The organism is Rhodobacter sp. Har01 (assembly GCF_020564565.1).
Classification (GTDB): Bacteria; Pseudomonadota; Alphaproteobacteria; order Rhodobacterales; family Rhodobacteraceae; genus Pseudogemmobacter.
In genome coordinates this window covers 167,894-191,965 of sequence record NZ_JAJCTD010000005.1, presented here as the reverse complement: position 1 = coordinate 191,965, position 24,072 = coordinate 167,894, and the positions used below count along the sequence as shown (strand labels likewise).

The window sequence follows — 24,072 nt, the reverse complement described above, 5'->3', positions numbered from 1 at the left end:
CGCTGCCACCCGGAGCCAGCCACATGCCCGCGATCACCGAGCCGAAGCTTATCTCCGGCAATGCCAACCTCAGCCTCGCCAAGTCGATCGCGCGGCGGATGTCGATGCACCGGGGAATGTCGATCAACCTGGTCGAGGCGCGGATCGAACGCTTCAACGACCAGGAAATCTTCGTCGAGGTGTTCGAGAACGTCCGCGGCGAGGACATGTATGTCATCCAGCCCACGTCGAACCCGGCCAACGACAACCTGATGGAACTCCTGATCATGGTCGATGCGCTGCGCCGGTCCTCGGCCAGCCGCATCACTGCGGTGATCCCCTACTTCGGCTATGCCCGCCAGGACCGCCGCGCCAAGGCCCGCACGCCGATCAGTGCCAAGCTGGTGGCAAACCTGATCACCCAGGCCGGCGTGGACCGCGTCCTGACGCTGGACCTGCACGCCGCCCAGATTCAGGGCTTCTTCGACATTCCGGTGGACAACCTCTATGCCAGCCCGATCTTCGCGCTGGACATCGAGCACAACCTGAAAAGTCAGCTTGGCCAGATCACCGTGGTCTCGCCCGACGTCGGCGGCGTGGCACGGGCGCGCGAACTGGCCAAGCGGATCAACGCGCCGCTGGCCATTGTCGACAAGCGCCGCGAGAAGGCCGGCGAAGTCTCGGAAATGACCGTCATCGGCGATGTGACCGGGCAGACCTGCATCATCGTCGACGACATGTGCGATACCGGGGGCACGCTCTGCAAGGCGGCCGAAGTGCTGATCGAGGCCGGTGCGACCGAGGTTCACGCCTATACCACCCACGGCGTGATGTCCGGCACGGCGGTCGAGCGGATTTCGAACTCGGTGCTGAAAAGCCTGGTCATCACCGACTCGATCGAGCAGGGCGACAAGGTCCAGGCCGCCCACAACATCCGCATCGTGCCCACTGCACCGATGTTTGCCCAGGCGATCCTGAACATCTGGGGCGGCATGTCGGTGTCGTCGCTGTTCGAGACCGAGACCCTGACGCCAATCTACGAAGGCCTGTACCCGCGCAGCTGAGGCAGCCGTTAACCGGGCGGAAACGGGCGTCGGGCAAGGTGGCGCGGAACCCTTCCCCGATCCGGCACCCGCATGGCTTCTCCTCTGCCCAGGCCCGACTTTCCGTCGCAGGTTCCCCTGCCGCCGCGTGACCATCCGCTGCGGCGCACGGTGGACCAGATCACCGACGAAATGGCCAGCGCCTCGATGCGGCTGGGCCATGACATCGTCGATGTCGCGGGCTTCCTGGAAGGGGTGGAAAGTGCCGCGCGCCAGCAGCTGGATCGGCTGACCGAAGCCAGCGGCAGCACCCGGGGCGTGACCCGGGCCAGCACCTCGATGGTCGAGGCGACCGATCGGCTTTCGGCGGTGATGCGGGGGCTGTTCGACGTGCTTGGCACCTCGACTGCGCAACTGGCACAGGCGGTGCAATCCAGCCAGCAGGTGATGGGCTGGGTCGGCGGGGTGGGCGGGCACCTGGGCCGGATTGATACCGCGATGCAGGCCGCACAGGCCTCGAATGCCCGCATCCTGGACATCGCGCGCGAGGTCAGCATGCTGGCCATCAACGCCAAGATCGAGGCAGCCCGCGCGGGCCAGGCCGGTCGCGGATTCGCCGTGGTGGCCGATGCGGTGAACACGCTGTCGGCGCAGACCGCCGAGGCGGCACAGGTGATTTCCGGGACGGTGGCTTCGCTGGCGGCCGAGATCGGCGCGCTGCGCGCCGAGGCGCAGAGCGTGGCCGCCAATGCCAAGGCCGGGCTGGCCGACCTGGCCTCGGCCGAGGCGGCGCTGAAGACCATCGGCACCCAGGCCGCAGAGGCCGGCGGCGAATTGGACACGATGGCGGGCGAGGCGGCGAAGATGCGGTCGGTGATGCAGGGCTTCGGCCCGACCTTCCGCGCGTTGCACGATGGTGTCACCACCCAGGCCGGCCTGGTGAACGATGCCCGCCAGCGGGTGTCGCGGCTGATTCGGCTGGGCGAGGGGATGGTCCAGCATGTCTTCGCCCTGGGCGGGGCCAGTGCCGACCGGCCGCTGATCGACATGGTGATGCAGCGGGCCGGCGACCTGGGTCGTGCCCTGGAACGCGCGCTGGCCCTGGGCGAGATCACCGGCGCGGCGCTGTTCTCGACCGACTACCGGCCGGTTCCGGGCAGCAACCCGGCGCAGCTGGTCGCGCCGTTCACCGCGCTGACCGACCGGCTGTTCCCGCCCCTGCAAGAGCCGGTTCTGGCAGCGGACCCGCGGGTGGCCTTCTGCGCCGCGGTGGATCGCAACGGCTATCTGCCCACCCACAACCGCAAGTTCTCGGCTCCGCAGGGCGCCGATCCGGTCTGGAACGCCGCCAACAGCCGCAACCGGCGCCTCTTCGACGACCGGGTCGGCCTGGCCGCCGGACGCTCGACCGCGCCGTTCCTGATGCAGATCTACCGGCGCGACATGGGCGGGGGCGAATTCGCGATGATGAAGGACGTCTCGGCGCCGATTTTCGTCAACGGCCAGCACTGGGGCGGGCTGCGGCTGGCCTACCGGTTCTGATCGGCCGATGCCCCGCCGCCGCGAGGGCGTTCGGCCTTTGGCCTGCGGAGGCGTCTGCCGTCTGACGCCGCGCTAGTCGACTTCCCAGTCGTCATCGTCGCGGACAGTGCCGATGGCCATCCAGTCGGCGCGCACCCGGGCGATGCGGGTGTCGCCCCAGGTCTTGAACACCAGCTTGAAGCCCTTGACGGTGACATCCTCGGCCGTCAGGTCCACGCGCGAATTCGTCTTGTGGTCCATGTCCCACATCGTCAGGCCCACCGTCACCGCCGGCACCTGCGCGAAGGCTTCGGCAAAGCTGACGGCCACGCGGCATTCGCGCGGGCCATGCCCCGTCCACATCTGGCCGCCGTCGGCAAAGTCCGAGAACAGAACCTTCGTGCCTTGCAGGACGCCGACGCTGGACCTAAATCGCTTCATCACACACTTCCCAGGACTGCCGAGGCCGTATTCGGAAATTTCGGTCAAAATTGGACCAAATCCGCGGACTTTCGGCGCGGCCTGCCCCATTCACGCGAACATGAGGGCACCGATGGGGGAAAGGCAAGGCGGCGCCGGTCGTGCATGCAGCCATGCCGGCCAGCGCGCAAGGGTGCTACCGGCCGCCGGCCCGACCTGCACGCGCGGTCTGGTTTCGACACGCCGCGGCAGCCGCAAGACGCAACGGGCGCGACGGTGTATCCGGCACGCCCGAGTTTGCATCCGTGCAATCCTGGCCGTCTCAGAACCCGGCCGCAGCCTTTACCGCCAGCAGATCGGCCATCGCCTTGTCGGCGCTGTCCTTGTCCACCGCCACCGCCGTTGCCTCGGAGGCATCGGCAACCAGCTGGTCCATCAGCTTGGCATTCAGCTCTTCCAGTGGGATCGCCTGCTCGGCAAGGACCGAGACGCCGGCGAGGTTGATCTCGGCGAAGCCGCCGGTCACCAGGTAGGACTTGGTTCCCTCGGCCGAGACCGAGCGCAGGATGCCGGGGCGCAGGGTGGTGATCAGCGGCGCATGGTCGGGCATCGCGGTCAGATCGCCCTCGAAGCCGGGGATCTGGACCTGCGTGGCGCGTTCCGACGCGATGCGGCGCTCGGGGGCGACGAGGTCGAATTGCATGGTTTCGGCCATGATGTCTCCTTGGCGATGGGGCGCCGGGCGGGGTCCGTCCGGCGCCGATACCCGATCAGGCCGCGGCCGCCGCCATCTTCGCGGCCTTGGCTTTCACGTCCTCGATGTCGCCGACCATGTAGAAGGCGGCTTCGGGAAGGTGGTCGTATTCGCCGGCAACCACCGCCTTGAACGAGGCAATGGTCTTGTCCAGCGGCACCTGCACGCCGTCCGAGCCGGTGAACACCTTGGCCACGTCGAAGGGCTGCGACAGGAAGCGCTGGATCTTCCGGGCGCGGGCCACGGTCAGCTTGTCCTCTTCGCTGAGTTCGTCCATCCCGAGGATGGCGATGATGTCCTGCAGCGACTTGTAGCGCTGAAGCACCCCCTGTACCGAGCGGGCAACCTGGTAATGCTCTTCTCCGATCACCGTCGGGTCCAGCAGGCGCGAGGTCGAGTCGAGCGGGTCCACCGCCGGGTAGATGCCCAGTTCCGAGATCGCACGCGACAGCACGGTCGTCGCGTCAAGGTGCGCGAACGAGGCGGCCGGCGCGGGGTCGGTCAGGTCGTCGGCCGGCACGTAGATCGCCTGCACCGAGGTGATCGAGCCCGACTTGGTGGACGTGATGCGTTCCTGCAGCGCGCCCATGTCGGTGGCCAGCGTCGGCTGGTAGCCCACGGCCGAAGGAATACGGCCCAAGAGCGCCGAGACTTCCGAACCCGCCTGGGTGAAGCGGAAGATGTTGTCGACGAAGAACAGAACGTCGGTGCCCGACTGGTCGCGGAACTGTTCGGCCAGGGTCAAGCCGGTCAGCGCCACGCGCGAGCGGGCCCCCGGGGGTTCGTTCATCTGGCCATAGACCAGCGCCACCTTCGAGGCGGCAAGGTCGTCGATCTTGATGACGCCGGATTCGATCATCTCGTGATAGAGGTCGTTGCCTTCCCGGGTCCGTTCGCCCACGCCGGCGAAGACCGAGTAGCCCGAGTGAACCTTGGCGATGTTGTTGATCAGTTCCATGATCAGAACCGTCTTGCCCACGCCGGCGCCGCCGAACAGGCCGATCTTGCCGCCCTTGGCATAGGGTGCCAGCAGGTCGATCACCTTGATGCCGGTGACCAGCACGATGCTTTCGGTCGACTGCGACACGAAGTCCGGCGCCGGCTGGTGGATGGCGCGGGTTTCCGTGGACACAACCGGGCCTTTTTCGTCCACCGGCTCGCCGATGACGTTCAAGATGCGGCCCAGCGTGCAATCGCCCACCGGAACCGAGATCGGCGCGCCAGTGTCGTTCACGGGCGTGCCGCGCACCATTCCTTCGGTGGCGTCCATGGCGATGGTCCGCACGGTGTTCTCGCCCAGGTGCTGGGCAACCTCCAGCACCAGGCGCTTGCCGTTGTTGGTGGTTTCCAGCGCGTTCAAAATCGCCGGGAGATCGCCTTCGAACTGCACGTCCACGACGGCGCCGATGACCTGGGTCACCTTGCCGGCAGCGGCGGCGGCGGAAGCTTTCGGGGCCTTTGCCATTCTCGTCTTACTCCGGGTTCGTCAGAGCGCCTCGGCGCCCGAAATGATTTCGATGAGTTCCTTGGTGATCGACGCCTGACGGCTCCGGTTGTACTGGATCGTCAGCTTGTTGATCATGTCGCCGGCGTTGCGGGTGGCGTTGTCCATGGCGGACATCCGCGCGCCCTGCTCGCTGGCGCCGTTTTCCAGAAGCGCGGTAAAGATCTGCGTGGCCACGCCCCGCGGCAGAAGATCGGCCAGGATGGCCTCTTCGCCGGGTTCGTAGTCATAGCTGGCGTTCGCCGCGGTGGCCTCGAACTTGGCCGGGATCACCTGCTGCATGGTCGGAATCTGGCTGATCACCGACTGGAAGCGGTTGTAGAAGATCGTCACCACGTCGGCCTCGCCGGCTTCGAAGGCGGCCAGGACTTCCCGGGCGATGCCCTGCGCGTTGGAATATCCAAGGCGCTTGACCTCACTCAGGTCGACATGGCCGACAAAGGCGTTCGACCAGTCGCGCTTCAACTGCTCGCGGCCCTTCTTGCCGACGGTCAGGATCTTCACCGTCTTGCCCTGCGTCACCAACTCGTTGGCCCGCGCCCGGGCCAGCCGGACGATGGTCGAGTTGAAGCCGCCGCACAGGCCGCGCTCGGAGGTCATCACCACCAGGAGATGCACCTGCTCGCGACCGTTGCCGGCCAGAAGCTTCGGCGCGTTGGCGCCCTGCCCGTTGGCCAGCGAGGCAATCACCGCCGTCATCCGCTCGGCATAGGGCCGGGCGGCCACGGCCGCGTCCTGCGCCCGGCGCAGTTTTGCGGCGGCGACCATCTGCATCGCCTTGGTGATCTTCCGCGTGTTCTTGACGCTGGCGATCCGGTTCTTGAGGTCCTTCAGGCTGGGCATCTGCCTACTCCTTCAGGGGGCTCAAGCGAAGTCTTTGGCGAAGGCGTCGATTTCCGCGCGGATGGCCTTTTCCAGATCACCCGCGACCTTGCGGTCGTTCTTGGTGATGTCGTCAAGCAGGGCCTTGCCCTTGGTGCGCAGGTGTTTCAGCAGACCCGCTTCGAACCGGCCGACCTCCTTGACCGCGATCTTGTCAAGATAGCCAGTGGTGCCCGCGAAGATCACGCAGACGATCTCGGCGTTGGTCATCGGCGAATACTGGTTCTGCTTCATCAGCTCGGTCAGGCGCGCGCCGCGGTTCAAGAGCGCCTGGGTCGAGGCGTCGAGGTCCGAGCCGAACTGCGCGAAGGCCGCCATTTCGCGATACTGCGCCAGCTCCAGCTTGACCTTGCCGGCCACCGACTTCATCGCGTTGGTCTGGGCCGACGAGCCCACACGCGACACGGAAAGACCGGTGTTCACGGCCGGGCGGATGCCCTGGTAGAACAGTTCGGACTCAAGGAAGATCTGGCCGTCGGTGATCGAGATCACGTTGGTCGGGATATAGGCCGAGATGTCGCCGGCCTGGGTTTCGATGATCGGCAGCGCGGTCAGCGAACCGGCGCCAAAATCGCTGTTCAGCTTGGCCGAACGCTCCAAGAGGCGCGAGTGCAAGTAGAACACGTCGCCCGGATAGGCTTCGCGGCCCGGCGGGCGGCGAAGAAGCAGCGACATCTGGCGATAGGCGACGGCCTGCTTGGACAGGTCATCGTAGATCATCAGCGCGTGGCGGCCGTTGTCGCGGAAGAATTCGCCGATGGCGGTGCCCGAGAAGGGCGCCAGGAACTGCATCGGCGCGGGGTCCGAGGCGGTGGCGGCGACGACCACGGTGTAGGCCATGGCGCCGGTCTCTTCCAGCTTCTTCACCAACTGGGCAACGGTCGAGCGCTTCTGGCCGACCGCGACGTAGATGCAGTAGAGCTTCTTCGATTCGTCGTCGCCGGCGGCTTCGTTGTAGCTTTTCTGGTTCAGGATGGTGTCCAGCGCCACGGCGGTCTTGCCGGTCTGGCGGTCACCGATGATCAGCTCGCGCTGGCCGCGGCCAATCGGGATCATGGCGTCCACCGCCTTCAGGCCGGTGGCCATCGGTTCGTGCACCGATTTGCGCGGGATGATGCCCGGCGCCTTGACGTCCGCCACGCGACGCTCGGTCGCCTTGATCGGGCCCTTGCCATCGATCGGGTTGCCCAGCGCATCGACCACCCGGCCCAGAAGCGCGTCACCGGCGGGGACGTCCACGATGGACTTGGTGCGCTTGACGGTATCGCCTTCCTTGATGTCCTTATCGGTGCCGAAGATCACGATACCGACGTTGTCGACTTCCAGGTTCAGCGCCATGCCGCGGATGCCGCCGGGGAATTCCACCATCTCGCCGGCCTGAACGTTGTCCAGGCCGTAGACGCGGGCGATGCCGTCACCCACCGACAGCACGCGGCCAACCTCGGCCACCTCGGCATCCTTGCCGAAGTTCTTGATCTGCTCTTTCAGGATCGCAGAGATCTCGGCAGCCTGAATTCCCATCACCCAACCTCTTTCATGGCATTCTGGAGAGCCGCAAGTTGCGACCGGACCGACGTGTCGATCATGGTCGAGCCCAAGCGGACGATCATTCCACCGATGAGGCTTTCATCGACGGTGGTGTTCAGTTTCACGGTCTTGCCGACCTTGGCCTTCAGTGTGTCGGCCAGTTTCTTGGTCTGCGCCGCAGATAGTGCCGTGGCGGCGGTGACGTCGGCGGTCATCTCGCCCTTTTCCTCGGCGATGCGGGCGTCGATTTCGGCCAACAGTTGCGGCAGGGTGAACAGGCGGCGCTTTTCGGCCATCAGCGCCAGGGTGTTGGCGACCAGCGGTCCCAGGCCCATCTTGACCGCGATCGCGCCGATGGCGCTGGTCTGCTCGGCGCGGCTGATGATCGGCGAGGCGATCATCGCGCCCAGGTCGGGGCTGGTGACCAAGGTGGCTTTCAGCGCATCGGCATCGGCCTCAAGGGCCGCCAACGTGCCGTCTTCCTTGGCCAGTTCGAACAGCGCGGTGGCGTAGCGGGCGGCAATGCCTTGCGAGATGGAAACAGCTTCGGCCACAGTCGTCCTTCCCTTGTGTCGGGCTTCACCTTTCCCGACCACGCGCCTTGCACCTGCAAGGCCACGGACAAAAGGGCGCCCTCGGAATACCGATTTTGCGGCGTCCTTAGCAGAGGCTTTGCAGCCCCGCAACCGGATAGGCACGCTTTCCCGAACCTGAGATCGGGGTTTCCTGCAGGGCCGATGCCACTTTGTCGCGAAAGCGTTCGTCGCAGGCCAGGAACAGGGCGGTCCCGTGAGAATCGGCGGCCTCGGCGAAGCCGTCGGGGAAACCGGTCCCCGGCCCGTCCGGCGCCTGTCTCCGGGCCGGATACGCATCGTTTCCGCTGTCATTCCGGCTGTCGGCACGCATCTCCGGTCGCATCGGGACGGCCAGTTCCACAGGCCTTAGGGCGCGATCTGCGGCAAGGGCACGGCGTAAGGGGCGCAGAGATTCCCGGCAAAAGGGCACCCCGCACTGTCTTTCGGACAGGCGGGGCGCGATCGACCGGCAATGCGGCCTTATTCAGCGGTGAGCAGAGGTGGCTTCTGGCCGGTAAGGCGGGGCTTTTGCGGTTCCTGGATGTCCAGCACGATGGCATCGTCCTTGACGCCCACCCGCACCAGCCCGCCCTTGGTCAGCTTGCCGAACAGCAGTTCCTCGGCCAGCGGCTTCTTGATGTGTTCCTGGATCACCCGGGCCAGCGGCCGGGCGCCCATCTTGTCGTCATAGCCCTTTTCGCCCAGCCAGGCCGCCGCTTCCGGCGTCAGTTCGATGTGGACGTTTCGGTCGATCAGTTGCGCCTCAAGCTGGAGGACGAACTTCTCGACCACCTGCAGGATGATCTCGCGGCCCAGCGGTGCGAAGCTGATCACCGCGTCGAGACGGTTGCGGAATTCTGGCGTGAAGGTGCGTTCCACCGCGGCCGTATCCTCACCGGTGCGCTTTTCACGGCCGAAACCGATGGCGGCCTTGGCCATGTCGGACGCCCCGGCGTTCGAGGTCATGATCAGGATCACGTTGCGGAAATCGACCGCCCGGCCGTTGTGGTCGGTCAGCTTGCCGTGGTCCATCACCTGCAGAAGGATGTTGTAGACGTCGGGGTGGGCCTTTTCCATTTCGTCCAGCAGCAGCACGCAATGCGGGTGCTGGTCGACACCATCGGTCAGCATGCCGCCCTGGTCGAAGCCGACATAGCCGGGGGGCGCGCCGATCAGGCGGGAAACCGCGTGTTTCTCCATGTATTCCGACATGTCGAAGCGCAGAAGTTCGACGCCCAGCGTGTTGGCCAGTTGCTTGGCAACCTCGGTCTTCCCGACGCCGGTGGGGCCGGTGAAGAGGTAGTTGCCGATGGGCTTTTCCGGTTCGCGCAACCCGGCGCGGGCCAGCTTGATGCTGGCCGACAGGGCCTCGATGGCCTTTTCCTGACCGAAGACAAGGCGCTTGAGGTTCTTTTCCAGATCGCGCAGCACTTCGGCATCGTCCTTGGAGACGTTTTTCGGCGGGATGCGGGCGATCTTTGCCACCACCGATTCGATCTCTTTGATGCCAAGCACCTTCTTGCGCTTGGATTCGGTCAGCAGATGCTGCGCCGCGCCGGCTTCGTCGATCACGTCGATTGCCGAGTCAGGCAGCTTGCGGTCGTTGATGTAGCGCGCGGCCAGTTCAACCGCCGACTTGATCGCGTCGGCAGTGTAGCGCAGGTCGTGGTGTTCCTCGAAATGCGGCTTCAGGCCCATCAGGATCTTGATGGTGTCGGGGACCGAGGGCTCGTTCACGTCGATCTTCTGGAACCGCCGGCTCAGCGCGCGGTCCTTCTCGAAATGCTGGCGGAATTCCTTGTAGGTGGTGGACCCCATGCAACGCATCTTGCCGCCCTGCAGCGCAGGCTTGAGCAGGTTCGAGGCATCCATCGCGCCGCCCGAGGTGGCGCCGGCACCGATCACCGTATGGATTTCGTCGATGAACAGGATCGCGTCGGGGTGATCCTCCATCTCCTTGACCACGGCCTTGAGGCGTTCCTCGAAGTCGCCGCGATAGCGGGTGCCGGCCAGAAGCGCGCCCATGTCGAGGCTGAAGATCGTGGCATGGGCCAGAACCTCGGGCACTTCCTTGTGGACGATCTTCCAGGCCAGGCCCTCGGCGATGGCGGTCTTGCCGACGCCGGGGTCGCCCACCAAGAGCGGGTTGTTCTTGCGCCGCCGGCACAGCACCTGGATCGCCCGCTCGACCTCGGCCTCGCGGCCGATCAGCGGATCGACGTCGCCCTTGCGGGCCTTGACGTTCAGATCGACGCAATATTTGGACAGCGCCGATTCCTTGGCCTCGCCGGCCTCGGCCTTGGGGGTTTCCTGCGGCTCGTCGGCACCCTGCACGGGACGGGCTTCGCCATAGGACGGGTCCTTGGCCACGCCATGCGCAATGAAGTTCACCGCGTCGTAGCGCGTCATGTCCTGTTCCTGCAGGAAGTAGGCGGCGTTGCTCTCGCGCTCGGCGAAGATCGCGACCAGCACGTTCGCCCCGGTCACCTCGGTCCGGCCGGACGACTGCACATGGATGGCGGCGCGCTGGATCACCCGCTGGAAGGCCGCCGTCGGCACCGCTTCGGACCCGTCCACGCTGGTCACCAGCGTCGACAGGTCGTCGTCGATGAAATCGGTCAGGGTCTTCTTCAACTCGTCCAGATCAACCGAGCAGGCCTTCATCACGCGGGCCGCGTCGGGTTCGTCGATCAGCGCCAGCAGCAGATGCTCCAGCGTGGCGAGTTCGTGGCGGCGCGCGTTGGCGAGGGCCAGCGCTGCATGGATGGCTTGTTCAAGCGTGGACGAGAATGACGGCACTTCAAAGTGCTCCTGTACCTCGGGGTCAAAGGGGGCCTTCCGCCCGTCTTCAACCGTGGCCTCATGAGATTAAAGTTCGGTTCTTTTTGTCGCACTTCAAGCGCAATCTTCGGACCGTCTGCAAATCGCCCGCCCATTCACGTGAAATGTGATGCGGGCGGCTCAGAAGCGGTCTTTCCGGCTGCGGATTTCAGCGAAGACATCGGCATCGGCGGCGTCCGGCAGGCCAACCACCGCCTTCATCTGCGGCAGGCCTGCACGCAGGAAAGGGTTGGTCGTCCGTTCTTCGGCCAGGGTCGAGGGCATCGGCAGGCGGCCTTCGCGGCGCATCCCGGCCAGACGCTCGACCCGAGAGATAAGCGCGGGATTGTCGGGTTCAAGGGACAGCGCGAAGGCAAGGTTGCCATCCAGGTAGTCGTGACCCGAACAGACAAGGGTTTCGGGCGGCAGCGCGGCCAGTTTTGACACGCTGGCCCACATCTCGGCGGGGGTGCCCTCGAACAGGCGCCCGCAGCCGGCGGCCATCAGGCTGTCGCCGGTGAACACCAGGCCGCTGGCCGGGAAGTGAAAGGCGATGTGGCCGCGGGTGTGGCCGGGCACGTTCAGCACCAGCGCGCTTTCGCGGCCCAGGGAGAAGGACATGCCTTCGATGAGGGGCAGGTCCAACGGCGGCAGGCGGCGGGCATCGGCAGCGGCGCCCGCCACCATCGCGCCGGTCGCGGCACGGATCTCGGGCACGGCCTGGATGTGGTCGTCGTGGTGGTGTGTCAGCAGGATGTCGGTCAGCCGCCAGCCACGCGCGTCCAGCGCGGCCAGGATCGGTGCGGCCTCGGGGGCATCGACCAGCGCCGTCTCGCCGCTTTCGGCGTCGTGCAGAAGGAAGGCGAAGTTGTCCTTCAGGCACGGCACGGTCAGCAGGTCCAAGGCCATGGTCTTTCCCCGTTCAGCGGCTAGAATGCCCGCCGAGCTTGGCCCGAACGGGGACCCCTTCGCAATGCACCTCGACGTGCAGGATCTGCGCGACTTCTACTACCGCACCCAGTTGGGGCGGGTGGCGCAGCGCGCGATCCGCGACCGGGTGGTGCGGCTTTGGCCCCCGGCCGCCGGGCACACGGTGGCGGGCTTCGGCTTTGCGGTGCCGCTGTTGCGGCCCTATCTGGCAGAGGCGCGGCGGGTGATCGGCCTGATGCCGGGGCCGCAGGGCGTGATGCCCTGGCCGGCGGGGCTGGAAAACGTCTCGGTCCTGTGCGAGGAAACCGCCTGGCCGCTGCCCACCGGCCTGGTCGACCGACTGGCCTTGATGCACGGGCTGGAAACCAGCGAAAACCCCTCGGCCCTGCTGGACGAGGCCTATCGCGTGCTGGGCCCGGGCGGGCGGGCGCTGCTGGTGGTGCCGAACCGCGCCGGCCTGTGGTCGCGGCGCGACGCCACGCCGTTCGGGTTCGGCCGGCCCTACTCGAACGCCCAGCTTGAGGCGCAGCTGCGCCGGCACGGCTTCACCCCCGAACGCAGCCTGACCGTTCTGCACGCTCCGCCCAGCCAGACGCCGTTCTGGTTGCGCACCGCAGATGCCTGGGAACGGCTTGGCCGGCGGCTGCCTTGGCTGGCGGGCGGCGTGTTGATGGTCGAGGCCTCGAAGCAGGTCTATGCCCCCACGCGGGGCGGTCTGGGCGCGGTGGTGCGGCGGCCGCTGAAGGTTCTCGAAGGCGTGCGCGGCGGCGCGTCGCCGGAACCCGCGCTGAGCCGGGAATAGCGAGGCTAGGTTCCGGCCGGGACGTCGGGACCGCCCGCCGCCGGCCGCGCGGCGCGGCCGCCGTTCAGGGCACCGCAATCCCGGTGACCGGGGTATCCTGGCTGAACAGATTCTCCCAGCCTGACCCCGCACGGCGCCAGATCGAACTGACGAACATCTCCTCGTCCTTGCGCCCGGCCCCGGTCCGCAGGTAGCGGGCGTGATAGGCGATCAGGACATGGTCGGGGCCAAGGGCACGGACCCGCACGTCGGACAGGGCGAAGCGCGCCACCGTCGGCCCGCCTGCCAGTTGCCCGACATGCGCTGCGCGGTCGCCGAAGCCGTCGGGGTAAAGTCCCAGAAAGTCCGCGGCCAGCGCGGCCCGGTCGGCTTTGGCGTCGCCAGCGACCAGCGCCAGCCAGACGCCCCGCTCGCAGCGCTCGATCTCGACGGCCAAGGGGTGTGGCGGGGTGTCGGCCGCGGTCATGTCACCGCTCGGTCAGCTTCAACTCGATCCGGCGGTTCTGGGCGCGGACGTCCTCGCTGTCGCCCTGCGCCACCGGGCGGTATTCGCCAAAGCCGGTGGCCGCCATGCGGTCGGGCGGAAAGCCCAACTCGTCTTGCATGTAGCGCACGACCGACAACGCCCGGGCCTGGCTGAGCTCCCAGTTGTCGGCGAACGCCCCGTCGCCCTTGACCGGCACGTCGTCGGTGTGGCCATCGACCCGGATGATCCAGTCTATGCCCTCCGGGATCTCACCGCGAATCTCGTCCAGGATCTGCACCACACCGGCGATCTGCGCCCGGCCTTCGGGGGCCAGATCGGCCGCTCCGGGCTGGAACAACACCTCGGACGAGAACACGAACCGGTCGCCCACCACCCGCACGCCTTCGCGCCCGTCCAGCAGTCGCGACAACTGGCCGAAGAAGTCCGAGCGGAATTTCTCGAGGTCCGCCTTTTCGGCCTCGAGGCCGGCCTTCTCGGCCTCCAGCCGCTTGCGCTCGGCCTCTTCCAGTTCGGCGCGCCGCTTCTGTTCGGCCGCCACCTGCGCCAGCGCCGCGTTCAACTGGGCGCCGAGCGAGTCAAGCTGCACCTGTGCGTCCGTGTCCTTGGCTGCGGCAGCATCCAGCACCTCTTGCAGACTGGCCAGCTGGCCGCGCAGATCGGCGATCTGCCGGTTCAGCAGTTCCACTTCGCGGGCGGCCTCCAGGGCCTTTTCCTGCTCGGTGGTCAGCGCGGCCTGGGCGGCCAGCAGGGCTGCATCCCTTTCGCTGACGGTCGCATCGGCGCCCTCGGCGGCGGCGCGGGCGGCGGCCAGAAGCGTCAGCGTCTCCTCTGCCCGAGCCCGCTCGGCCTCGAGCGCCAGGGTCAGCGCCGACAACTCGGTGTCCGACCCTTCCAGCCGCTTGCGCAGCTCTTCCAGCGCCGCCGCATCGACCAGACGCTGCGCCTCGGCCTCGGAGACCTGGGTCTTGGCGCCTTCCAGAGCCGCGGCATCGGCGGCGCCCTTGCTTTGCAGATCGGCCACCAGCGCTTCCAGCGCCTCGGTCCGGGCCGCAGACAGGCGCGCAGCCTCGGCGCCGGCGTCGATTTCGTCGCGGGCCTGGGCCAGCGCCAGTTGCATCGCCTCGGCCTCGGTGATCAGCCTGGACTTGGCCGCCTCCAGGTCAGCCACGGTGGCGGCCAGGCCTTCGGCGCGGGCGGCGGTAGCGTCACGGTCGCGGGTCACCAGCGCAAGGTCGAACTGCGCCTTGTCACGTTCACCGATCAGCGCGGCAATCTGGGCCTCGAAGGCGGTGATCTTTGCCGTGGCCGAAGCCAGCGCCGAGGTCCGCGCCGCCAGGTCGGTACGCAGACCGGCCACCGAGTCGGTCAGAACCCCGACCTGGCCTTCCAGGTCGGCTGCGCGCTTGCGTTCCGCCCCCAGCGCCTGCGACAGCGCCGCCACCTGCTCGTTCAGCGCACTCAGCTCGGTGTCCTGGGTGGTGATGGTGTCGCGCAGCACCGATTGCATCACGGTGAAGATGGTCAGCACGAACATCAGCACCATCAGGAGCGTGGTCACGGCATCCACGAATCCGGGCCAGATCAGGCTCATGTCCCGGCGGCGCGACAGGGCCATGGCTCAGCCCCGCGGCACGGCAGGGACGCGAGCGCCCTGGCGGATCGCGGTGGTCAGAGCGGCCAGGTCGGCGCGCAGGTCGGCCAGCGCCTCTTCGCGCCCGGCGCTGATCTCTTCCAGGATGCGCAAGAGCTGCACGTCGATCGAGCGCAGGCGCATCCGGCTTTCGGGGTCCTCGCCACCTTCGGGCGCAGCCACCAGCCGCCGCGTCAGCGCGTCGGCCAGCTTGTCCTGCCCCTCGGCGATGCGCTTGAGCAGTGCCGTGCTGCCGCCGTCACTCTCCAGCCGCTTGGCCAGCCGGTCCACCGCCTGCGCCAGATCGTTCACCCGGTCGTCCAGCACGCTGCGGGCAACGTCGGCTTGAGCATACAGCGTCTGCAGGCTTTCCATCTGGCCGGCCATCTGGTCCAGCACCTGCACCAGCATCGACTGGTCGGCATTGCCGCCCTCGCCGTCGGTCAGGCCGATCCGGGTGATCGAGGACAGCCATTCCTCAAGCTCGCGGTAGAACCGGCTCTGGCCGTGGCCGGCGAAGAGTTCCAGCAGCCCGATCACCAGCGAGCCCGCAAGGCCCAGAAGCGATGACGAAAACGCCGTGCCCATGCCGCCAAGCTGGCTTTCCAGCCCGGTCATCAGCTTGCCGAAGACATCCAGCCCGCTGTCGCCTTCCTGCGGAGCCAGGCTGCGGATGGTGTCCACCACCGCCGGGACGGTGGTCGCCAGGCCCCAGAAGGTGCCAAGAAGACCCAGGAAAACCAGAAGGTTGATCAGATAGCGGGTGATGTCGCGGGCCTCGTCCACCCGCTGCGCGACCGAATCAAGGATCGAGCGGCCCGAACTGGCCGAGATGGTCATCGACCGCCCGCCGCTGCGCGCCTTCAGAAGGGCGGCCAGCGGTGCCAGCAGACGCGGGGCGGTCGCCTCAGAGGCGCCGGCGGCACCGCGCACGAAGTTCTCGATCCAGCTGACTGACTGGGCCAGGATCCAGACCTGCCAGAAGCAGGTGACCACGCCCAGAAAGAAGGCGAAGGCGATGACGCCGTTCAGCACCGGATTGGTGCGCAGGATTCCGATGATCTGGCCGTGAATCGCCCAGGCTCCCAGGCCGACCATCACGCAGACCAACAGCATGGTGGTAATGGCACGGATCGGCTGGCTGAACGTGGTGGCCGGCGTTGCCTCTACTGCGCGCATGGCCGGAACGGGCTGCCCTGTTGACTGCTTTGGGGCGCAGAGTAGCAGGTTCCTTGGGGCTGCCAATTCAATTCGGCTGCAGGGCAACGGCTTGCGCTTCGATCCGCCCGGGCGGTCAGTCGCTCAACACCCGCACCCGGGCCGCCAGCCATTCCAGGTCCGGATCGGCCAGCCCCAGGTCGGCCAGATGCGTGCTGGTGGCCCAAAGATAGTCGCGGTTCGGCCCGCGGCCGCCGCTGGCCTGGGCGATGATCGCGGCCTGATCCTCAAGGCTGAGCCCGCCGCAATACTGCGCGTGGTCGCGGTCGATCACATAGGCCAGCGCGCGGAGCGGGCCTTCGGCGGTGTCCAGATCCAGCCAACCCTCAAGATAGGCCGATGAAATCAGTTCGCGCTTCCGCAGCGCTGCCAGCGTGGCCGCTTCGCTGCCCGGCTCGGCCCGCAGCGCTACTCCATGGCACACGGCATCCGGCGCGCGGTCCAGCGCCAGCACCAGCCCCGGCGCCTGCGGCGTGCCGCGAAAGTGGATCGAGTGCATGCAGAAGCTGCGGTGCCAGCCGGTGGCGCGCGCCAACCGCCGCTCGGCCACCGGAAATTCCGGGTTCCAGATCAGCGAACCGTAGCCGAAGATCCAAAGCGCGTCGTGCAAGGCTGGCCCTCTTGTGCAAGCCTTTGTAGACACCGCGGACGGCGGCAGGAAAAGGGGAAAGCGATGCGCTTGCTGGGCTGGCTGGGCGGGATTCTGGCGGTGCTGTTCGGCGGGCTGTGGTTTGGCGGCAAGGTGGCCATCGAAAAGGGCGCCGAGGCCTGGTTCGAAAGCCAGGCGGCGCAGGGAATGACGGCCGAAAAGACCGCGCTTGCCGTAACCGGCTTTCCCGGCCGCTGGGACCTGGGGGTCACCGGGCTGCGGCTGGCCGATCCGGCCAGCGGCGCGGCCTGGCAGGCGCCCGACCTGCACATCTTCGCGCAAAGCTGGCGGCCCTGGCATCTGACGGCCGACCTGCCGGCGCAGCAGACCGTCACCCTGCCCGGCCAGACCGTGGCGGTCACCGGCGAGGCGCTGACCGCCACGCTGGGCGCCGCCGCCTCGACCGACCTGCCCTTGGCCGAGATTACAGTGTCGGGTGTCCGTCTGGATGCCACCTCGGATGCCGGCTGGACCCTTGCCTTGGGCGAATTCGCGGTGGACCTGAAGCTTGACCCGTCACGCCCGCCGGGCGGCTATCGGCTGGACTTCGACCTGGCGCCGCTGACCCCCGATCCGACCATCCGGGCAGCGGTGAATGCGGTTGTCCTTCCCGACCTGCCGGCGCCGGATTTCCCCGAAACGGTCGAGTCCGCCTATGGTACGCTTTACCTGCAGTACAGCGCCGCGCTTGACCGCCATGCCGCCGAGACGTTGCCGCAACTGGACCGGATCGAGATCGAGATCGTCAATTTCGCCTGGGGCAAGCTGGCCCTTGCCGCAAAGGGCGCGGTCGAGGCCGATGCCCAGGGCTTCGCTTCCGGCCGGATCAGCCTTGAACTGACCAACTGGGACCGGTTGCCGCCGCTGCTGGTGGCCGGCGGCGCGATCCAGCCCGGGGTGGGCACCACCATCGGCAACATGCTCAAGGCGCTGGCGGCACAGTCGCCCGACCCGGCAGTGCTGGCCCTGCCTCTGGAGATGAAGGACGGCCGGATGTCCCTGGGCCCCTTCCCGCTGGGTCCGGCGCCGCAGATGCGCACACCCTGAGGTTCAGCGGCAGTAAGGCCCGCTGCGATACCCTGCGGTATCGAAATGCATGTGGTCTTCGTGGTAGCCGTCCGAGCCCGGCCCCAACGTGGTGCCGAAGATGCCGCAGGCGCCCTTGTAGACCCGCCGCATGGTCTTGTTGAAGCCGCCCGCCACGCTGACCGTCTTGCCGCTGTCCAGCACGAAGCCGGCGATGTCGATGGCCTTGCCGCGGCCATGCTCGCTGACCTTGGCGCCCTTCACGTTGTTGCGGGTGCGGCAGATGTAATGCGCCGCCACCTTCAACTCGACCACCGACCCGCCATAGGCAGGCTGCACCACCTGGTCGACCCAGACCGCCAGCGCCTTGGCGGTGGCGCAGTCGATGGTCGCCGCCTGGCTGAGGCGCACGCCCGCCACGCTGGTCACCCGCACGCCGTCCTTCAACCCGCAACCTTTGACCTTGGACTTGATCGTCGCGATCTTCTCGCCCTTGATCGCGGCCACCCCGCAGACCGAGCCCTTTTTCGACGCCGCCGCCTTGTCTTTCTTGCGCTTCTTCTTCGGCTTCGTCTCGGGTTCGGCCGCCGGCTCCTCGGGGCGAAGGCCCAGCAGGTCCAGCCCCTCGTCCTTGCCGTCAGGGACTGCGGCGGTCTTCTTCTCCAACCCGCCGGGCCGCGGTTGCGGCCGTAGGGACGAGATCACCTCGGCGACCGGCGCCGGGGAAACCGTCGCTGCATCGGGCACCAGCGCCGGGGCCGCCAGAAGGTAAGCCGGGTTCGGCACCGGTCTGGGCGAGCGGTCCACCCCTTCTGCCGCGGCCGAACCGCCCAGGACAAGCAGCGCGACCAGCGCCGCCTTCATTCGCCCGCCGCCGCCTTGGCCGGATCGACCCCACGGCCGAAATCCGGCGCGGCAGTGTCCTGCCCGGCCTCGATGATGCCTCGGCGGATCGCGCGGGTGCGGGTGAAATAGGCGTGCAGATGGTCGCCGTCGCCCATCCGGATGGCGCGCTGCAGGACGAACAGTTCCTCGGTGAACCGGCCCAGGATGTCCAGCACCGCATCCTTGTTGGTCAGGAACACGTCGCGCCACATCACCGGATCGCTGGCCGCGATGCGGGTGAAATCGCGAAAACCGGCAGCGGAATACTGGATGATCTCGGCTTGCGAGACGCGGCGCATGTGGTCGGCAACGCCCACCATCGTATAGGCAATCAGGTGCGGCGCATGGCTGACCACGGCCACGACCAGGTCATGGTGCGCCACGTCCATGGTGTCGACCTTGGCGCCCATGGCTTCCAGAAGCGCCCGCAGCCGCGCCAGCGCGGCGGGGTCGGTTCCCGCGGGCGGGGTCAGCAGCCACCAGCGGTTCTGGAACAGCGTCGCAAAGCCCGACCGCGGGCCGGAATATTCCGTGCCCGCCATCGGGTGGCCGGGAATGAAATGCACGCCCGCCGGGATGTGCGGCCCCACCGCGTCGACCACCGCGCCCTTGACGCTGCCGACGTCGGTCACCACCGCGCCGGGCTTCAGATGCGGCGCGATCTCGGCGGCGATGGCGCCCATCGCCCCGACCGGCACCGCCAGCACCACCAGATCGGCGCCCTGCACCGCCTCGGCAGCCGTCTCGGTCACCCGGTCGCAGAACAACTCGCGCGCAATCGCCCGCGTCTCGGCCGATTTCGCCGTTCCCACGATCTCGCGAGCCAGCCCCTGCGCCCGCATGGCATGCGCCATCGAGCCGGCGATCAGCCCCAGCCCGATCAGCGCCACACGGTCGAAGACCACGATCATCGCGCCCCCTTGAACTGGGCCACGGCATGGGCGACGCGCCGGCACGACGACTCATCCCCCACGGTGATGCGCAGGCAGTGCGGCAGGTTGTAGCCGTCCACCCTGCGCACGATCAGGCCGCGCTGCTGCAGGAAGGCGTCGCAGGCCTCGGCCTCTTCGACGGATGCGAACCGGGCCAGGATGAAGTTGGCCGAAGACACGTCCGAGGGCACGCCATGCTCGGCCAGTGCATTGGCCAGCCAGCCGCGCATTCGCGCGTTCTCGACCCGGCACTTCGCCACATGGTCCTGGTCGCGCACGGCGGCCTCGGCGGCATCCATCTGGCCCGGCGACAGGTTGAACGGCTGGCGGATGCGGTTCAGGACGTCGATGATCTCCTTCGGCCCGTAGCCCCAGCCGATCCTCAGCCCGCCCAGGCCGTAGATCTTGGAAAACGTCCGGGTCATCACCACGTTCTCGCGCACTTCGATCAGCGCCAGCCCGGCGTCGAAGCCTTCCACATACTCGGCATAGGCCCCGTCCAGCACCAGGATTGCCTGCTTCGGCAGCTTCTCGGCCAGCCGCTCCACTTCGGCGGGAGAGATCATCGTGCCGGTCGGGTTGTTCGGATTGGCGATGAAGACCAGCCGCGTCCGCGGCCCCGTCGCGGCCAGGATCGCATCGACATCCGTCACCCTCTCGCGCTCCTTCACCTCGATCGGAGTCGCGCCGACGGCATGGGCAAGAATGCGATACATCAGGAAACCGTGCTCGGTGAACACCACCTCGTCGCGCGGGCCGGCATAGGCCTGGGCCAGCAACTGAAGGATTTCGTCCGACCCGACACCGCAGATCACGCGCGATGCATCCAGCCGATGCACCTCGGCGATCGCCGTGCGCAGCGCGGCGTGATCGGTCGAAGGGTAGCGGTGCAATTCGTGCACCGCACGCAGATAGGCTTCTTTCGCGCGGTCCGAGGGGCCGAAGGGGTTTTCGTTGGACGACAGCTTTACCGCATTCTGCGCACCCGTCGCGGTGGCCTTGCCGGCGACATAGGGGGCGATGTCTAGGATGCCGGGCTGCGGTCGGATGGCGTCGGACATGAAGCTCCTCCAGGGATTGCCCGGCCAATACCAATGCCGCCGCCGCAAGGCCAGAGGCTTCGTGGCGGCGCTGGGCTACTTGTGCCCGGCCTTGCTGCCATAGGCCATCGCCTGCAGCCAGTCCATCAAGGCCATCAGCACCCCCGAGACGACAAAGGTCAGATGGATCACCACCAGCCAGTAAAGCTCGGTCGCGCCGAATTCGCGGGCGGTGTCGATGTCGGAAATCTCCATGAACCGCTTCAGGAGGTGAATCCCCGAGATCGCCACGATCGAGGCGATCAGCTTCATCTTCAGCCCGCCGAAATCGACCTTGCCCATCCAGCCGGGCCGGTCATCGCCGACGTCGATGTCGAACTTCGAGACCGAATTCTCGTAGCCCGAGAACATCACGATCAGCACCAGGTTCGCCGCGAGGGTCAGGTCGATCAGGGTCAGCGCGACCAGGATCACCTCTTCGGACTTCATGTCCATGACCTTGGGCAGGTAATACAGCAGATCTCGCCCGAAGATCACCATCAGCATCGCCAGCGCCGCGACCAGCCCCAGATACATCGGCGCCATCAGCCAGCGGCTGGCGAACAGCAGCCGCTCGAACCTCTGCTCCGCCCGGTTTGCCCCGCCCATCTTCTGAACCTCCGCTGCTGTCTTGGAGTGACTGAATAGCGCCTCCACCGGCAAAGGAAAGCCCGGGCGCCCTTACCGCTTCATCTTGGACCAAATACCCCCGGGGGAGGATTCGCGGCCCTGGCCGCGAAGACGGGGGCAGCGCCCCCCGAACGCGCAGGCTTGCGGCGCCCCGGCGCCGCTCCGCCAGATCACCACCGCAAAGGAAAGAGGCCGCCTCCGGACGGAAGCGGCCCCGAGGCCCGGCGATGCCGGACGAAGATCAGTTCTTGGCGTAGTATTCGACGACCAGGTTCGGTTCCATCTGCACCGGATAGGGCACGTCGCCCAGGGCCGGGGTGCGGACGAACTTGGCGGTCAGCTTGTGGCTGTCGACTTCCAGGTAATCCGGCACGTCACGCTCGGTCAGCGCCTGAGCTTCCATGATGGTCGCCATCTGCTTGGACTTCTGGCGCACTTCCACCACGTCGCCTTCCTTGACCCGGTACGAGGCGATGTTGACGGCCTGGCCGTTCACCGTGACGTGGCCATGGTTCACGAACTGGCGCGCGGCGAAGATGGTCGCCACGAACTTGGCGCGGTAGACCACCGCGTCCAGGCGGCGCTCAAGCAGACCCACCAGGTTCTCACCGGTGTCGCCGGTCACCCGGGCGGCCTCGGCGTAGATGCGCTTGAACTGCTTTTCGGTCAGGTCGCCGTAATAGCCCTTCAGCTTCTGCTTGGCGCGCAGCTGGGTGCCGAAGTCGGACATCTTGCCCTTGCGGCGCTGGCCGTGCTGGCCCGGGCCGTATTCGCGCTTGTTCAGCGGCGATTTCGGACGGCCCCAGATGTTCTCGCCCATGCGGCGGTCGATCTTGTGTTTGGCAGCGGTGCGTTTGGTCACCCCTGATCTCCTTCAACTCGGTTGCGAAGGGCGTTGTCCTCTCCGGGTCTCCCCGGCGACAGGCTGTCCCTTGCGGGGGCCGCCAACACCAATGAAAAGCCCCGGACCTTCGCCCGGGACAGCGCGGCTTATACTGCCCGTTCCGGCAGAGTCAACAGCCGTCGCCGCACGGCTTTCAGGCCGCCCGCGCGTGCCGCAGGATCGCCGCCTCGGGGCCGGACAGGCTGCGCCGGGCGAAATCGCCATAGGTCTGCGGGTCGACCTCGATCCCGGGAAGGATCGCCAGCAGACGCGCCCGGTCGGGCGCCGAAACGGTGTCCAGTTCGGTCGCCGAAGGGTGAAAACTCTCGGTCTCAAGCCCGTTGGCAAAGACGATCTGGTGCCGCTCCAGCAGCAGGTGATGATAGGTCACCTCGCGCGCGGTCATGTCCACCGCCACGCCCTTGCCGTCGACCAGGTCCTCGGCCGCGACCAGCACCTCGTCGGCGTTGAACAGCATCCGCGCCGCCGGCCCCTGCACCACCATCCGGTGCTGCGGAGACACCAAGAGGTCGCCCTCGGGCCTGCCAAGGCCGAACACCCCTGACCGGAACCGGATCGGCCGCAGGTGCGGCATGGCATAGAGCCGCGCACCGGTCATCCGGCGGCTGCCGGTCCACAGAATCTCCTGCGGCCCGTCGTCCTTGGTCTGCACCCGGTCACCCGGTCGCAGCGCCTGCACCGGGCGCGCGCCGTCGGGCGTCAGGATCAGCGTGTCCGGCGCAAAGCAGATCACCCCGCCCGAAGTGCGGCTGCCCGCCGCCCCGCCCGAACGGTCGATCTGCGTCCGCACGATCCAGAGGTCGCGCCCCTCGGGTGGCACCTCGCCCAGGAACATCAGCAGCCAGGACGCGCTGTCCCTGACCGTCACCAGCGTCACGATGTGCGATTTCACCCCGTCGGTCACGACGAAGCTCTGGTCCGGCATCTCGTCCGGCTCCGCGCGCGGCAACGCCGCCTGTGGGCCGTCAATCGCCAGACCGATCAGCCGTTCCACCATGCGCGCCGCGCGGCGCCGCAAGTCCGTCCCGCCGTCTGGCGCTTCCAGAAGCAGAACGTCCCCCGGCGCGTCGATTCGCACCGCCTGGCCCGTCCAGCGCCAGATGGCGCCGACCGTCAGCCCGTCGGGAGACCCGGCCCGAAGACCGTCCACTTCCGTCTGCGACCAGGAGATGACGAACGTGGCTCTCAAGCCCGTTCCCATTGCCTGCACTGCCTGCTCGTTTGTTTTTATTGCGCGAATCGTAGCAATCGTTGCGCCGCAGCGCCAGCAATTTCTTGCGCCTGCGGTGCGGCTTTCGTTGCCGCCGGTCTCAGGCCCGCCCGGCGGCCGCCGAAAGCGTCAGCGGGTCGATCCCCAGGCTGCGCAACGCGCGCAGCCATTTCTCGTCGTCAGGCGCGGCGAACAGGACCTCGTCGCCCGGATCGGCCACCAACCAGTCGTTGCGGCGCAGTTCGCCCTCCAGCTGCCCCGGCCCCCAGCCGGAATAGCCCAAGGCAAAGATCGCCCGATCCGGCCCGCTGCCGCCGGCCAGCGCCTCAAGCACATCCAGCGTCGCGGTCATCCGATAGCCGCCGGGAACCGGCATCGACCCCGCCCCGGTGCCCCAGTCGGCCGAATGCAGCACGAAACCGCGGCCGCGTTCGACCGGCCCGCCCAGGTGGACGCGGATGTCGCGCAGGTCGGGCGCGCAGGCGATACCCAGGTGCTGCAGCAGGCCGGCAAAGGTCAACTCGTCCGAGGGCCGGTTGACCACCAGCCCCATGGCCCCGTCCCCGGAATGGGCGCACAGCATGATCACGCTGCGGGCAAAGCGCGGATCGCCCATGCCGGGCATCGCGATCAGGATCTTTCCCGCCAATTCCATCCGATTCGGT

Annotated in this window: 24 protein-coding genes; 4 read left to right on the top strand and 20 right to left on the bottom strand. The window is 67.3% G+C overall.

Features of this window, described 5'->3' with window-relative positions; genetic code table 11:
* The first annotated feature begins 23 nt into the window (after positions 1-23).
* Both LHP98_RS13760 and LHP98_RS13755 read left to right on the top strand, forming a co-directional pair.
* Positions 24-1,043 (top strand): ribose-phosphate pyrophosphokinase, encoded by a 1,020-nt coding sequence (locus LHP98_RS13760; RefSeq protein ID WP_227253117.1) that lies wholly within the window; start codon positions 24-26, stop codon positions 1,041-1,043.
* Between the two features lie 72 nt (positions 1,044-1,115).
* Complete coding sequence (locus LHP98_RS13755) at positions 1,116-2,564, top strand: methyl-accepting chemotaxis protein (RefSeq protein ID WP_227253116.1); 1,449 nt, start codon at positions 1,116-1,118, stop codon at positions 2,562-2,564.
* A gap of 72 nt (positions 2,565-2,636) precedes the next feature.
* Here the strand turns inward: LHP98_RS13755 and LHP98_RS13750 are convergent, their stop codons facing one another.
* The 9 genes from LHP98_RS13750 to gloB form a co-directional block, all read right to left on the bottom strand.
* On the bottom strand, positions 2,637-2,984 hold the full coding sequence (locus LHP98_RS13750; RefSeq protein ID WP_227253115.1) for an H-type lectin domain-containing protein: 348 nt from the start codon (positions 2,982-2,984) through the stop codon (positions 2,637-2,639).
* A gap of 301 nt (positions 2,985-3,285) precedes the next feature.
* Positions 3,286-3,678 carry a F0F1 ATP synthase subunit epsilon gene (locus LHP98_RS13745; protein ID WP_227253114.1) on the bottom strand — a complete coding sequence of 131 codons (393 nt, stop codon included), beginning with the start codon at positions 3,676-3,678 and terminating at the stop codon, positions 3,286-3,288.
* Between the two features lie 55 nt (positions 3,679-3,733).
* Positions 3,734-5,182, bottom strand: a complete 1,449-nt coding sequence (gene atpD, locus LHP98_RS13740) for a F0F1 ATP synthase subunit beta (protein WP_227253113.1) — start codon at positions 5,180-5,182, stop codon at positions 3,734-3,736.
* Positions 5,183-5,203: 21 nt separating this feature from the next.
* Positions 5,204-6,064: a F0F1 ATP synthase subunit gamma gene (locus LHP98_RS13735; RefSeq protein ID WP_227253112.1), complete on the bottom strand. Its 861-nt coding sequence runs from the start codon at positions 6,062-6,064 to the stop codon at positions 5,204-5,206.
* A gap of 21 nt (positions 6,065-6,085) precedes the next feature.
* Entirely contained in the window at positions 6,086-7,624 is a 1,539-nt protein-coding gene (gene atpA / locus LHP98_RS13730) for a F0F1 ATP synthase subunit alpha (protein ID WP_227253111.1), read from the bottom strand.
* The gene (locus LHP98_RS13725; protein WP_227253110.1) at positions 7,624-8,184 is read right to left on the bottom strand and encodes a F0F1 ATP synthase subunit delta; all 561 of its coding nucleotides are present in this window, start codon (positions 8,182-8,184) and stop codon (positions 7,624-7,626) included. The genes atpA and LHP98_RS13725 overlap by 1 nt, the downstream gene beginning before the upstream one ends.
* Positions 8,185-8,290: 106 nt before the next feature.
* Positions 8,291-8,536, bottom strand: coding sequence for a hypothetical protein (locus LHP98_RS13720; protein WP_227253109.1), 246 nt, complete (start codon positions 8,534-8,536; stop codon positions 8,291-8,293).
* A gap of 149 nt (positions 8,537-8,685) precedes the next feature.
* Positions 8,686-11,004, bottom strand: a complete 2,319-nt coding sequence (clpA, locus tag LHP98_RS13715) for an ATP-dependent Clp protease ATP-binding subunit ClpA (RefSeq protein WP_227253108.1) — start codon at positions 11,002-11,004, stop codon at positions 8,686-8,688.
* A 162-nt stretch (positions 11,005-11,166) separates the two neighbouring features.
* On the bottom strand, positions 11,167-11,934 hold the full coding sequence (gloB, locus tag LHP98_RS13710) for a hydroxyacylglutathione hydrolase (RefSeq protein ID WP_227253107.1): 768 nt from the start codon (positions 11,932-11,934) through the stop codon (positions 11,167-11,169).
* Between the two features lie 64 nt (positions 11,935-11,998).
* Between gloB and LHP98_RS13705 the strand changes: the two genes are divergently transcribed.
* Complete coding sequence (locus tag LHP98_RS13705; protein WP_227253257.1) at positions 11,999-12,757, top strand: class I SAM-dependent methyltransferase; 759 nt, start codon at positions 11,999-12,001, stop codon at positions 12,755-12,757.
* A gap of 64 nt (positions 12,758-12,821) precedes the next feature.
* Here the strand turns inward: LHP98_RS13705 and LHP98_RS13700 are convergent, their stop codons facing one another.
* From LHP98_RS13700 to LHP98_RS13685, 4 genes are all read right to left on the bottom strand, one after another.
* Entirely contained in the window at positions 12,822-13,223 is a 402-nt protein-coding gene (locus LHP98_RS13700; protein WP_227253106.1) for a nuclear transport factor 2 family protein, read from the bottom strand.
* A 1-nt stretch (position 13,224) separates the two neighbouring features.
* Entirely contained in the window at positions 13,225-14,859 is a 1,635-nt protein-coding gene (locus tag LHP98_RS13695; protein WP_227253105.1) for a peptidoglycan -binding protein, read from the bottom strand.
* 3 nt (positions 14,860-14,862) lie between these two features.
* The gene (locus LHP98_RS13690) at positions 14,863-16,053 is read right to left on the bottom strand and encodes a biopolymer transporter ExbB (RefSeq protein ID WP_227253104.1); all 1,191 of its coding nucleotides are present in this window, start codon (positions 16,051-16,053) and stop codon (positions 14,863-14,865) included.
* Positions 16,054-16,168: 115 nt separating this feature from the next.
* Positions 16,169-16,702 carry a gamma-glutamylcyclotransferase gene (locus LHP98_RS13685; RefSeq protein ID WP_227253103.1) on the bottom strand — a complete coding sequence of 178 codons (534 nt, stop codon included), beginning with the start codon at positions 16,700-16,702 and terminating at the stop codon, positions 16,169-16,171.
* Positions 16,703-16,765: 63 nt separating this feature from the next.
* Here LHP98_RS13685 and LHP98_RS13680 point away from each other — a divergent pair, with 63 nt between their 5' ends.
* Positions 16,766-17,788 carry a DUF2125 domain-containing protein gene (locus tag LHP98_RS13680; RefSeq protein ID WP_227253102.1) on the top strand — a complete coding sequence of 341 codons (1,023 nt, stop codon included), beginning with the start codon at positions 16,766-16,768 and terminating at the stop codon, positions 17,786-17,788.
* A gap of 3 nt (positions 17,789-17,791) precedes the next feature.
* Here the strand turns inward: LHP98_RS13680 and LHP98_RS13675 are convergent, their stop codons facing one another.
* The 7 genes from LHP98_RS13675 to LHP98_RS13645 all read right to left on the bottom strand — a co-directional run bounded on the left by LHP98_RS13675 (position 17,792) and on the right by LHP98_RS13645 (position 24,062).
* Positions 17,792-18,631 carry an extensin family protein gene (locus LHP98_RS13675; RefSeq protein WP_227253101.1) on the bottom strand — a complete coding sequence of 280 codons (840 nt, stop codon included), beginning with the start codon at positions 18,629-18,631 and terminating at the stop codon, positions 17,792-17,794.
* A complete protein-coding gene (locus tag LHP98_RS13670) occupies positions 18,628-19,563 on the bottom strand; it encodes a prephenate/arogenate dehydrogenase family protein (RefSeq protein ID WP_264473790.1) in 936 nt (311 codons plus the stop codon). The genes LHP98_RS13675 and LHP98_RS13670 overlap by 4 nt, the downstream gene beginning before the upstream one ends.
* Positions 19,560-20,645: a histidinol-phosphate transaminase gene (gene hisC, locus LHP98_RS13665; RefSeq protein WP_227253100.1), complete on the bottom strand. Its 1,086-nt coding sequence runs from the start codon at positions 20,643-20,645 to the stop codon at positions 19,560-19,562. The genes LHP98_RS13670 and hisC overlap by 4 nt, the downstream gene beginning before the upstream one ends.
* 75 nt (positions 20,646-20,720) lie before the next feature.
* A complete protein-coding gene (locus LHP98_RS13660; RefSeq protein ID WP_227253099.1) occupies positions 20,721-21,272 on the bottom strand; it encodes a TIGR00645 family protein in 552 nt (183 codons plus the stop codon).
* 262 nt (positions 21,273-21,534) lie between these two features.
* Positions 21,535-22,155, bottom strand: a complete 621-nt coding sequence (rpsD, locus tag LHP98_RS13655; protein ID WP_227253098.1) for a 30S ribosomal protein S4 — start codon at positions 22,153-22,155, stop codon at positions 21,535-21,537.
* 175 nt (positions 22,156-22,330) lie between these two features.
* A complete protein-coding gene (locus tag LHP98_RS13650; RefSeq protein WP_319638953.1) occupies positions 22,331-23,386 on the bottom strand; it encodes a Hint domain-containing protein in 1,056 nt (351 codons plus the stop codon).
* Between the two features lie 121 nt (positions 23,387-23,507).
* Positions 23,508-24,062, bottom strand: a complete 555-nt coding sequence (locus LHP98_RS13645; protein ID WP_227253096.1) for a YqgE/AlgH family protein — start codon at positions 24,060-24,062, stop codon at positions 23,508-23,510.
* Positions 24,063-24,072 lie beyond the last annotated feature (10 nt).